Genomic DNA, 12,889 nt, shown 5'->3' on the forward strand with positions numbered 1-12,889 from the left:
ACCGTGCCAATAAAATAAAAATACTGAAAATTCAGATATATTAAGCGAAATAGGGGTTTTCTATTTTATTAACCCTTCTAGAAGTGTTTTAAATTACAACAAGGTGTTGAATTTTGAAACACTACAGATTATATTCTTTTAGTTTTCTCCATAGAGTAGATCGGTCTACTCCAAGTGCTTGTGCAGTCTTAGTTTTGTTATTGAAATATTTTTTTAATGCCGCCTCAATCAGTTCTCGCTCCTTCACTTTAATGCTTAAATCAGAAAGATCTTTCTGGTTTTTGTTCCTATTAAGCTTTTGTAAAAGGAATTCGCCGCTTTGCACTGTTAAGGATGTTCCCTCCTCAAGCAGTACCATTCGTTCAACTATATTTCTGAGCTCCCTTATATTCCCTGGCCAGTCATATGCCTTAAATAATGTATATACCTCTTGATCAATACTAACGATTTTCGTTTCGCGTTTTTCGTTAAATTGATTAACAATTGCCTCCAATAGATCAGGAATATCGATTAATCGATCTCGCAAAGGTGGTAACTCAACATTCAAAACGTTAATTCGGTAATATAAGTCAGTTCGAAACTTTTTTTCTCTAATTTCTTCCTCTAATTTTCGATTTGTTGCAGCAATGATTCGAACATCTACTGGCACAACACGTTCGCCCCCGACCCTTCGCACTGTTCTTTCCTGAAGAACACGCAATAATAGAGCTTGGATATGAAGAGGCATTTCACCGATTTCATCTAAAAATAAAGTACCACCGTGAGCAAGTTCAAATAGACCTACTTTTCCTCCCTTATTCGCCCCTGTAAATGCACCCTCTTCATAGCCAAATAATTCACTTTCCAACAGGCTTTCTGGTAATGCAGAACAGTTTACAGCAACAAAAGGACCCAGTACACGTGGACTTGCCAAATGAATACCTTGTGCGAATAATTCTTTTCCGGTTCCAGATTCACCTGTAATTAATACAGTTGCTTCAGTTTGAGCAAATCGCTGGGCTAATTCCTTAGCCTTTATCAATTCCGAGGATCGACCAACAATATCACTCAGTCTATGTTTTGCTTCAAGTCCACTTTGATGTAACATCTTTCTAAGTTTAAGCTCCATTTTTTGAATATTAGTGATTTCTTTAAAACTTGAAACTACCCCAACAATTTTACCTTTGACAATCACTGGGAATCGGTTAATGACAATTTGCCTCCCCATAACTGTTGCAATATCCCCCATTTCAATTTTTCCAGTTGCAAGAATGCGCATCAAATCGGAATGAGGGATAAATTCCGTAATCTTATGTCCTTTTACTCCATCTTGTAGACCTAATAATTTTTTCGCATGTTCGTTAGCTACTGTAATTCTTCCCTCATGGTCTACTGCCACAACTCCATCGTGAGCAGATTTAACAATAGCTTCTACCTGATACCTTTCCATGGCTATACTTGCTGTTAATTTGTCTATGGAAATTGCCATTTGTATACTAGAAATCAAAGAAGATAGGGAGGGTTTGATAAGATGTACGGTTCCTTTATGTGAATGAGTGAGTAAATCTTTCATCCAAACGGGAGCTACATACACCCTATCCGGTTGTATACCAGCTGAAAAAAACTCTTCTTTACTGACAAAATGTAATGGGATTCTTGGATTCTCATCATATTCTTTTTTTAGCCATTTAATTTCTTCTTCTGATGCAACAACACAACATTTTTTGCTAGAATCATTCATTAGACCTTTTTTTTCTTTCATTCTCTCAATATCATCCAGACGAATGGAAAGCGGTAGAATTGGAACTTGAAGAGCTTCTAATTCTTTTTGATAGATTGCGGGCGTTATAATGACCATCGGGTTCATAATCTGCTCTAACAAAGCATTCACAGAATAAAAACGAGCAGTTTTGTATCCTACTCCTTGAAACAGCTTTCCAATTTGATTTTCCAATGAGTCACTCATTTTATATAAGGCAATCATTACACTTCTCCTTGTTACACAGATTTGGGATTCAAATCTATCATTTCCATTACAATTATACACTTTACATACAATATATGGCACGATTTCTTCATGCCCAAATATATATTTCAAAGGTTTTCATGTTTGCATTTCTTCCTCCATAAAGAAGCCTGAAGTGAAAAAAATATTAAAATTCACTTTCTATAGATGCCCTGAAAGATCAAGTATGTGAACTGTTTATAAGAGTACTATCACCATCTGGCTCTCTTGCTTTAACGCTTCGTCTTCAGGTTTATTGAAAAAATTCCGGTTTCAAGTGAAGAGAAAATCCCCTTTATTTTTTTGTACCTTTTTTCCTCTAGATTATTTCCACTAATATGACATTCCGCGAAACAAAATAAAAAAACCTGAGTCTATTTTTCAGGTTTTTTAGTGTTCTATTTTATTTTACTACCAAAGAAATGCAAGAAAGATTAAGGACGAAATTGCCCCAAAGGCAAATCCATTAGCAGCCCCCCGACCAAATCCTGAATTAAAACCAAAACCAAATCCTCCAATGTTACCACCATCATCAATTGGACGAATATAAACACGGTTACGAGTAACCCGATGTATAATTCCACGATGAACCGTCCCTCTATTTGTACGAATTTCTACTGGTCTTCCAACACCTTGCCTGCACTTGTGATAATAATTGTGGTTTCCCATTTTAACACTCCCCTTGTTTAATCGTTCTACATCGTATGCATCCGGGGACTAGCCTGCATAGATTAAACACCTAATACAAATTAAAAGTCTGTTTCAAATTTACCTTTTTGTTGATTTCAATCACGCATTGATTCAGCTGCATAAAATAAATGAATTACTTTTTTAAAGGAGACAATGCAATGAATCATTCATACCAAGACGCCTTAGCATTCTTAGGAATTGAAGGGGCTCATCCTGGAGGATTTGAACTAACTAAACAACTCTTAAAGAATGAAAAAATAGACCAATCCACAAAAATCCTTGATGCTGGATGCGGAACAGGGCAAACATCTCAATTCTTGGCTCAACACTTTCTTTGCCAAGTTTTCGCATTGGATAATCACCCTGAGATGGTAAAACATGCAAACCAACGATTTCAACAAGCTAACATACCCAGTAATGTTTATATGAATTCCATAGAAGATTTACCTTTTACTAATAATTATTTTGATTTTATCATGGCTGAATCCACAACAGCATTCACTAATATTCAACAATCGCTTTGTGAATATTACAGAGTCCTAAAACCTGGTGGTACTTTGATTTCTATTGATATGACGGCAGAGACTGAACTTAACCTTAATCAAAAAAAGGAAATAATGAAATTCTATAATTTAACGAATGTCTTGACACAATCGGAATGGTTAAAAGCATTCAAAAAGGAGGGATTTAAAAATCTAAAAATTCTAAAGTCGAATACAGTTTTAGAAGAATTAAAAAATTCATCAGCTGTCGATAACCTCATTCTTCCTTTAAATGAATCTTTGGAACAAATCATAGAGGAACATTATCGGCTTGTCCTAACTTGTGGAAACAGTTTGGGATATAGAGTATTTAGGGCAAATAAGGAATAGCCCAATAAAACTCTAATATATATATTCAAATATTTTTATGGAACAAATCTGATAAGGGGGTTGTTTTCTCCATTCATCTCTAACAATTATACATTCCACTTGAATTCGTAATTAACAAACTGTGCAAAGTATAAAATCTCCAAGGGAATGAAATTATCGTTAAATCGGCTTCATATTTTCATCTTTAAATTAATTAATAAAAAAATTTAAAGAGGCTGTCCGAATTTTGAAACAACCTCTTTTTCACTTTAAATTCCTTAATTTTCTTATTACATCTAAGGACTCCGCTTTATTTACAAAGAAATAGCTTAAATAAAATTTGTGTCAGCTAAATTAGTGTTTTTGTCCTGTTGAAGGATTATTCCCTTCAGAACCTAATTTAGGTTATACAATTATTATTTTGTAATTTCTAATAGTTTCATAAACTTTGTAGCTTCGGAGGAGTCCCAAACAGGAATTTTAGTTTATGCTTTCTCTTTTGAACGAACGAATTGATTAAAGAATGAAAGTATCTTTTGATAGACGGCAATTTCATTTTCTTTCTTGGAAAAGCCATGTCCTTCATCTTCTAACAACATATATTCAACATCTCTTCCTTTATCCTTTAATGCTTGCACAATTTGGTCTGATTCTTCTTTGACAACACGAGGATCGTTTGCACCTTGAATAACAAGCATTGGCTTTGTCATAGAGTCTAAATAAGTGATTGGAGAATACTCAATGAGCTTTTCTTTATCTTTTTCCGGATTTCCTACCCATTGATCCATAACTGGCTTCCAATCTTCAGGAACCGAATTGATAAAAGAGAATAGATTTGATGGACCGAAAATATCAACAACCGCTTTAAAGTAATCAGAATGGCGACCGTGTAGAAGAAGAGCCATATAACCACCATAGCTTCCACCCATTAATAGAATATTTCCTTTTTGTGCATATCCTTGTTTTATCAGCCAATCTAGACCAGCGACATTATCTAAGCGTGGCCCATATCCCCAGTCTCCTTCTACCATTTTCATGAATTCCAAACCATAACCAGAAGAACCACGAAAGTTTGGAGCGAAAATACTGTACCCATGATTTAAAAAGAACTGAAATGAAGCTCTAAAAAATTTCCGTTCTGCCGCTTGTGGACCTCCGTGAGGCCAGAAAATAACTTCACCATTATCATTTTCCTTTTTTGCCCTAAAAAATAACGCTTCAATCTCCATACGATCAAATGATGGGTATGTTATGACATCCGGTTCAACTAAGTCATTTGAATCTACTCCAGGAACAGAATACTGAGTTAATGATATCCACTCATTTCCCAATCGTTTATAAATATTATGAGGCTTAGTTGCACTCCTTCCTAATAAGTACAGAGTGCCTGATTTAGCGACTTCAAGCTTTTCAATGACACTGCAAGGGGACGAAAGCTTTTTCCAATCGGTACTTTGGAGATTGTATTCATATAAATGATCTTCTACACCCTTTTGACTAGTTACATATAATAATTGATGCTCTTTACTATATTTTAAGCCATCAAAACTCTCATTTTTCAATTCTTTAACTTTACTGAATTGGTCTGTTTCAAGGTTGTATGAAGCCAAATAGGTAAAATCTGAATCATAATCAGTCAGTAAATATACCATTGAATCTGAAACAAAAACGCCATCATTAACTGTGTGTTGTTTCTCAGTAGGAGGCGTTAGCAGGATATTTTCATTGCCGCGTTTCGCATATAGAAGAGTATATGTATTGGCAAAGTGTTTATAGTAAAGTAAGGTTTCTTCATCTGGGCTAAATCCATATAAATACGTTGCTGCATCATTTCCTTCTAGAACCTTTGTTTCACGCCCCGATTCTAAATCTAAACAATAGGCATTCAAATAGGACGGATTTCCTTTCGATGAAGTGTAATAAAGTTTATTGCTGTCTTCCGATAACATCGGCATAAAATTACGAGTATCTTCATGATAGACAATTTCCTTCATCGCCCCACCTTGCAAGGGAATCCCGTAAAATTGAGTATTTTCATTGCCGTCTTGGTCAAATCCAGCAATAATAAACCTGCTTTGCTTATCATATAAAAGACCTTGGCAGCTTTGATCCACGAATGTGAGCGGATAAGGGAAGGTGTTTGGCAGATTCATCCCCCATAAATTATACTTGCCACTCAAATTCGTACTAAAAACCAGCTGCTTTTCATCTGGACTAAGTGCAAAATCACCAATAGAAAAAGTTCGCAAAAACTGCTCAACATCAGGCTTAGGAAATGAAATCATCGTTTGCAACTCCTTGTATTTTTAATATAATGAAAAATCTGTAATTATTATACCATATTTTACCTTATATTTAAAAATAAAACTACTACTTTTGCGATCATTGCCCCGACCTAAAGTACCATTCAATTTAACAGGATGAAATGGTAATTATATAATCACCATTTCAAGATAAAATACTTCTCAACAAACCATTATTATTGAATTAGTTAATACGAAGATTTCATGGAACTCTTTGTACACATCCCAATAACGAATCAATTACAAGACAAAAAAGCGACACTTGTTATCATATGGTATTAAGACAGATCCAGATGGAAAGGGACGGCATTCAGAAAAAGTAAAAAGAGAGCCACTCCGCAATGGAATGGCTCTCGGTTGACAAATCTACACAAAAAAAGGAGCTAGGCTTGTTGTGAAGAAATATTTATCATCTAATCATTGTATGATGATCAAAGACCACTTCTAATACCAAATAGTTACCGCTTTCTTATAGGCGTCACTATTAGGGATTGCATGTATCCCCTGGGCCTGTGCCTTGCGCGGGTCTAAGTCATATACCATTGGTGTATAACATGAGGTCTGCCCTTTATTTACAACACCATTTCCTCCTGTGCTGTTACACGTATAAGCTTTACCATCTGTGCTTCTAACGATTCTAGCATCCGCTTCATGATTGTATACAGCCGGACGCGTAACAGTAACTTTCGCCCAGGCAGTTTTACAGGTAGTGCTGAATTTCAATTCTACATACGAAACGGAATCAATCCATTTTGTATCCTTCGTAACAGCCGAGCTTGCACAACTATTATAGTTAGGGCTTTTTCCATCATAATTATGATTTTCGGCTAGTGCTTGATTATTCACAAATATAAAAAAATCAATAACGAACATCGACAACATCATTACTAACGATAAACCTATCATTTTAAGTTTATGATTCAAGTCATTCATCCTTTCTTTACATAAAAGTAGAAGAAGGCTTTTGCTTTATCATTAATACCAGCCGGTTTCACCTGCCGTATATGGCCAAAATGCAACTGCTTTCGCTTTTCGCGGATCTAAATCATATACCATAGGTGTATAACATGTTGTTTGACCTTTATTAATCTCCCCATTTCCTCCAGGAGATGCACAACTAAATTGTTTATTATCAGTGTTCCGGACGACTAATGCCGTTGCCTCTCCGTCAGTTTTAGCTGGCCTGCTTAGAGTAATCTTTGCCCAAGCGGTTTTGCAAGTTGTACTGAATTTCAACTCTAAATTTGCAGAAGCACCGTTTGCATAAATTTTCAAATTCTTCTTCGTAACCGCACTTGCCGCACAACTATTGTAGTAAGGGCTTTTTCCATCATAGGCGTGGGTTTCTGCAGATGCCTTGTTGGTAAAGAAATCAAGGGAGCCAAAAAGGACAAAAAAAGCTACAAAAGTCAATGAAATACATAAAACCATTCTTTTCATTGCATCAATCATTCCCTTCATGAAATTCATTCACCCTTTATATTACAATTATGGGATATTTCTGTAAGAGTAAAAATCCCTAAATTTATGAAATACTTTACGGACGGTCTTTGTTACTGCTCTTACAAGTCTGATATGTCTCGTTTTTTCATCTGTAAAACAGACGTAAAACTAACTGTCCTCATGAGCTTTTGATTATAACCAGCTGTAAAACTAAGGAAATATACATGGATCTTTCGTATAAAGTTATCCATCTAGTTACTGTTGACGGGGTATTTGGCACGGACCTAAAGACATAATGGTTTTGGGTCGTTCTTTGTTTGTTGAAAACGGGACAGGAACCAATTGAATGTAGGCAAGCTCATTAAAGAAAAAAGAGCATTCGTAAGCATTCTTTTCCGTTTTTTTATAAATACCGATTATTATATGAACCAAAGTAAAATGAATAAAAACACCTGGAGGTAGTGAAAGTGAAGGTTGTTGCACTAGTAGGAAGTATTCGGTAGGATTCTTATAACCTTAGGCTATCTAAGTTTATCAAAAACTATATCTAGAACATTTTTATAGAAGGGATTTTTTGATAAAATAATCATATGTCATTTAATCAGCTACCACCAGAACATCGAGATGTCTAGCCTCTCTTAGTAGACGTGCAACAATGGAACCTTGTTTAATTTCTTGCCATCTCGATCTTGCTGAATGCCCTATGATAACTTGTGTCGCTTTTTTATCTTGTAATTGTTTAGTTATTTCACCAACCACTAATCGTCTGTCTGCAGTTGAATATAATTCGAAATTACCACCTAATCGATTCGTAAGACTTATGATTTTATCGAGTATATTCTGCTCATCATTTGACAGAGATGGTTGATCTTTAACGTACACAACAAACCACTTAGCTTTAAGACGATAGGCAATACGAAATCCCCTTCTAATTAGGCGCTCAGAATCTGGTCTAAGATTTACACAGACAAAGATTACTTCTTCTTTTCTCCACGGCCCTCTTACTCCCTCTTTTCGTTTTAATGACTCTAATCTGTCATCCACATCATCTGCTAATTCACGGAGCGTAAGTTCTCTCAATGCTATAAGGTTTCGTGTCTTAAAGAAATTGCTAAGTGACTGTTCTACTTTATCTCTAGCATATATATATCCTTCCTGCATCCGTTGTCTGAGTGCCTTTGGGGAGATATCAATTAACTCTAGTTCGTCTGCTAAATGAAGAAAACTGTCTGGAACAGTTTCTCTTACACACACTCCTGTTATTTGCTTTACACTATCATTTAAACTTTCTACATGTTGAATATTCATTGTAGAAATAACCGAAATTCCGGCATCCAGAATGGCAATTACATCTTGATAACGTTTTTGGTTGTTACTTCCGGGTACATTCGTATGTGCTAATTCATCTACCAGCACTACTTCAGGATTGCGAATAATTATGGCCTTAAGGTCCATTTCTTCCAGTACTACGTTTTTATATGTAATATGTTTTCGAGGTATGATTTCTAAAGTTCCAATTTGCGCTGCTGTCTCTTTACGCCCGTGTGTTTCCAATAATCCAATCACAACATCAATTTCGTTTTGATTCAATTGATTTGCTTCCCTCAGCATGGTATATGTTTTTCCTACACCAGGTGCAGCCCCAATATAAATTTTTAACGTACCTCTTTTTACCCCTTGTATTTTTTCTTTTATTTCATCAGGAGAAAGTCTTTGATATGGATTTTTTTTCCTTGTTTTTGAATGAATAGCGGGTATTACTCTTTCTCCATGTACTTCTGCACGGTCTGCTACAATAAACACATCAATATTTTTCGTTTTTCTCAATATTCTATTGACTATTGAACCGTGAATAATCTCTTCCCATCTCGTCCTTTTAGAATGACCTAGGATAATTCGAGTTACATAATGTTGCATGGCATATTCAACTATTTCTTCAGCGATTTCTTCCCCTTTTATTGTCAATTCCTCAAATTTTCCATTTAATTTATTAATGAGTTTTTGCATGGATCTTTTAAACATTTCTTCTTCTTTAGATAATTTTCTTTGAATTGGAACAAAGCTAACAATCAATAGCTCCCCACCTAAACGTTTGGCTATTTGATCCCCTCTTCGTATTAAGATGGATCCATTCCAATGATATTGTACACATACCAAGATCCGTTCAGAAGCACCTGAAGGTCCCAATAACCCTTCCTCTTCTCGATATTCAGTTAGATCCTCTTCCACTTCTCCAGCCAAAAACCGGAGTGACAGTTCCCTAAGTACCGCTAGGTTATCCTTATTGTATAATTGCACAAGTCCTTTGGCTTGTTCGTCTTTTTCTTCAATTTCCCCTTCCTGGAGACGTTTTAAAATTGCTTCAGGAGTAACATCTAAAAGACGTACTTCATCTGCCTGCGTCAATGTATCTTCGGGTACAGTATCATTTACATGAAGTGGCAGTTGTAGTAATTGCTCTGCAACTTTTTTCACTCCTTTCAACTCGTAAATATTTATTGTTGTTATGACACTAATCTCGTTGTTTATTAATTCCTTAACATCTTCTAATCTAGTTGGGTTTTTAGCAGATGAATGATTTTTATGAGCTAATTGGTCAACTAAAATTACTTCCGGGTTTCGTTTGTAAATTTCCTTCATATTCAAATCTTGTCTTACATGACCGTTTTGCTCCCATTCGATAGAAGGTATAATTTCTAGGCAGCCTAATTGCTCAAGTGTTTTAGGACTACTCGATGTGCAAACTCCCCCGACAACTACGTCAATTCCACGTTTTTTTAACTCATTTCCTTCAAGGAGCAAATGATAGGTTTTCCCTGAACCATATACAGCCCCAAGTATGATCTTCAGCCTGCCTTTTTTAATATTAGAGATCGACTTTAGAATTTCATCTGGTGTTTTTCTACGAAATTGATCTGGCATATTACTACCTCCAGTTTCATTCTAAGGTAAAAGGAGAGTAGAAAAACTCTCCTAATCAAAATTATTCTAGTTCGTCCAATGCTATATTTAACTTCAAAACATTAATTCGAGGTTCACCAAAAAGTCCAAATGAACGACTTTCCGTGTATTCGTCAACAAGATTATATAAACTTTTTTCAGATAATCCTCTCTCATTTGCAATACGGGGAACCTGAACAATCGCTCCTTGAGGAGAAACATTTGGATCAAGTCCTGAAGCCGAATTTGTCATTAAGTCAGAAGGTACATCTGCTTTATCTACTGTAGGGTTTTCATTTAAAAATTCTTCAATATCATTTAATGTCCGTTCAATCATTTCTTTATTTGATGGAGAATAGTTTGGCGTACCTGAGCCAGCTGCGTCGTAATTAATGGAAGAAATACGACCATGGAAGTAACCCGGATCTTTATAAGATTGACCAATCATTTCGGAGCCTATAATTTCACCCGATTCATTTTTAATTAAGCTACCCTCTGCTTTTACAGGCATTATCACCTGAGCTAGCATTGTCATCAGTAACGGATACGCAATTCCACAAATAAATAGTAGTACGAAAACTGTACGTATATTCTTTAACATGAATTCTCACCCTTATTTTTAATTTTAAGCTACTCTTAACATCACAAGAATTAAATCAATAAATTTAATTCCGATAAAAGGAACTAACACGCCTCCTAATCCATATAGAGACAAATTCTTTGTTAACAATCTTGTGGCGCTCATAGGAACATATTTAACACCCTTCATTGCTAATGGTATTAGCAATGGAATGATAATGGCGTTAAATATCAAAGCTGATAATATAGCACTTTGAGGTGTTGCTAATCCCATAATATTTAGAGCTTTCATTTGAGGAATAGCCAACATGAACATAGCAGGGATTATCGCAAAATATTTAGCCACATCATTCGCAATGCTAAAGGTTGTTAAAGCACCTCGGGTCATAAGCAATTGTTTTCCAATGGCTACTACTTCAATGATTTTTGTAGGATCTGAATCCAAATCCACCATATTAGCAGCTTCCTTCGCTGCATTTGTCCCTGTATTCATAGCCAATCCTACATCAGCCTGTGCCAACGCAGGCGCATCGTTTGTGCCATCTCCGGTCATTGCTACAAGTTTACCTTCCGCTTGTTCCCTCTTAATAACGGAAATTTTATCTTCAGGCTTTGCTTCGGCAATAAAATCATCTACTCCGGCTTCTTTAGCAATAGTCGCAGCTGTTAAAGGATTATCACCAGTACACATCACGCTTTTAATGCCCATTTTTCGTAATTCATCAAAACGTTCCTTCATACCTGGTTTTACTGTATCTTTCAAGTAAATAACACCTAGTACACGATTTCCTTCTATAACAACAAGTGGCGTCCCGCCTTGCATGGCTACTTTATCACTAATGTCTTTTAAATCACTTGGGACTTTTCCCCCCTGATACAGGATGTTTTCGATTATTGCATCAACTGCACCTTTTCTGACCTTTTTCCCATCAGTAAAGTCAGTTCCGCTCATCCTGGTTTCAGCTGTAAACTCTATTCCTTCCGTACCATTTTTATCTAATCCTTTTTCAGACAAGCCGGATTTTTTTGCAAATTCTATGACAGAACGGCCTTCTGGAGTTTCATCATGTAAAGATGAATATACCGCAAATTTGTTAAGCTCTTCTTGACTTATACCACTAACCGGTAAAAGGGCAGCAGCCATGCGGTTACCATGTGTGATGGTTCCCGTTTTATCAAGGATGATCGTATTAATATCACCAGCTGCTTCTACCGATTTTCCAGACTTCGCAATTACATTATATTGTGTTACTCTGTCCATTCCTGCTATTCCTATAGCAGAGAGTAGACCTCCGATTGTTGTGGGAATCAAGCATACCAGTAATGCTATTAAGGTAGCGATTGGCAATGTCACTTTGATATATGAAGCAATAGGTACTAGCGTAGTACATACAAGCAAAAAGATAAGTGTCAAACTAACAAGCAGAGTACTAAGGGCAATTTCATTAGGTGTTTTTTGTCTTTTAGCTCCTTCTACCAAGTTAATCATACGATCAAGGAAAGATTCCCCAGGATCAGTACTTACTTTGACTTTTATATAGTCACTAATAACTTTTGTACCACCTGTTACCGAACTAAAATCCCCACCAGACTCTTTTATTACAGCAGCTGATTCACCAGTAATTGCTGATTCGTCTACAGCAGCCACTCCTTCGATTACATCACCATCCGTTGGAATTAAATCATTGGCTTTCACTAAAACTGTATCGCCCTTGCGTAGTTCTGTGGCATCGACTATTTTTATGCTGCCATCTTTCAGGATTAACCTTGCTTTAGTATCCTGCTTTGTCTTTTTAAGACTATTAGCTTGTGCTTTTCCGCGTCCTTCTGCCAGAGCTTCAGCAAAATTAGCAAAAATAATGGTCACAAATAAAATGATGGTCACTGCAATGTTATATCCTCTTTCTGATATTCCACCAAAAAGTGCAGGGAATATTGAAAGGAGAAGGGTAATAACAAACCCTATTTCAACTACAAACATAACTGGATTACGAGCCATTACTTTTGGATTTAATTTTTTGAACGCATCTTTAAACGCCTCTAAAACAATTTTCTTACTTACGTTTGCTTTACGCTTTGTACTCATTTGGAATACTCCT

9 protein-coding genes are annotated in these 12,889 nt (G+C 36.0%); 1 reads left to right on the top strand and 8 read right to left on the bottom strand.

The window, feature by feature from the left end:
* Positions 1 to 121 precede the first annotated feature (121 nt).
* Together NST21_RS14750 and NST21_RS14755 are read right to left on the bottom strand one after the other, a co-directional pair.
* The gene (locus tag NST21_RS14750; protein ID WP_340889841.1) at positions 122 to 1,963 is read right to left on the bottom strand and encodes a sigma-54 interaction domain-containing protein; all 1,842 of its coding nucleotides are present in this window, start codon (positions 1,961 to 1,963) and stop codon (positions 122 to 124) included.
* 432 nt (positions 1,964 to 2,395) lie between these two features.
* On the bottom strand, positions 2,396 to 2,653 hold the full coding sequence (locus NST21_RS14755; RefSeq protein ID WP_340889843.1) for a hypothetical protein: 258 nt from the start codon (positions 2,651 to 2,653) through the stop codon (positions 2,396 to 2,398).
* A 179-nt stretch (positions 2,654 to 2,832) separates the two neighbouring features.
* Between NST21_RS14755 and NST21_RS14760 the strand changes: the two genes are divergently transcribed.
* Positions 2,833 to 3,546, top strand: a complete 714-nt coding sequence (locus NST21_RS14760; protein WP_340889844.1) for a class I SAM-dependent methyltransferase — start codon at positions 2,833 to 2,835, stop codon at positions 3,544 to 3,546.
* A gap of 464 nt (positions 3,547 to 4,010) precedes the next feature.
* On the opposite strand, the gene NST21_RS14765 is transcribed toward NST21_RS14760, so the two are convergent.
* The 6 genes from NST21_RS14765 to kdpB form a co-directional block, all read right to left on the bottom strand.
* Positions 4,011 to 5,810, bottom strand: coding sequence for a S9 family peptidase (locus NST21_RS14765; protein ID WP_340889845.1), 1,800 nt, complete (start codon positions 5,808 to 5,810; stop codon positions 4,011 to 4,013).
* A 462-nt stretch (positions 5,811 to 6,272) separates the two neighbouring features.
* The gene (locus tag NST21_RS14770; RefSeq protein ID WP_445670598.1) at positions 6,273 to 6,734 is read right to left on the bottom strand and encodes a YjfA family protein; all 462 of its coding nucleotides are present in this window, start codon (positions 6,732 to 6,734) and stop codon (positions 6,273 to 6,275) included.
* Positions 6,735 to 6,803: 69 nt separating this feature from the next.
* Positions 6,804 to 7,268 carry a DUF2690 domain-containing protein gene (locus tag NST21_RS14775; RefSeq protein WP_083450911.1) on the bottom strand — a complete coding sequence of 155 codons (465 nt, stop codon included), beginning with the start codon at positions 7,266 to 7,268 and terminating at the stop codon, positions 6,804 to 6,806.
* Between the two features lie 600 nt (positions 7,269 to 7,868).
* Positions 7,869 to 10,193: a universal stress protein gene (locus NST21_RS14780; RefSeq protein WP_340889849.1), complete on the bottom strand. Its 2,325-nt coding sequence runs from the start codon at positions 10,191 to 10,193 to the stop codon at positions 7,869 to 7,871.
* A gap of 61 nt (positions 10,194 to 10,254) precedes the next feature.
* Entirely contained in the window at positions 10,255 to 10,812 is a 558-nt protein-coding gene (gene kdpC / locus NST21_RS14785; RefSeq protein WP_201253557.1) for a potassium-transporting ATPase subunit KdpC, read from the bottom strand.
* 24 nt (positions 10,813 to 10,836) lie between these two features.
* Complete coding sequence (gene kdpB / locus NST21_RS14790) at positions 10,837 to 12,876, bottom strand: potassium-transporting ATPase subunit KdpB (RefSeq protein WP_340889854.1); 2,040 nt, start codon at positions 12,874 to 12,876, stop codon at positions 10,837 to 10,839.
* Between the last annotated feature and the right edge of the window lie 13 nt (positions 12,877 to 12,889).

This window comes from Peribacillus sp. FSL K6-1552 (assembly GCF_038005205.1).
Classification (GTDB): domain Bacteria; phylum Bacillota; class Bacilli; order Bacillales; family DSM-1321; genus Peribacillus; species Peribacillus butanolivorans.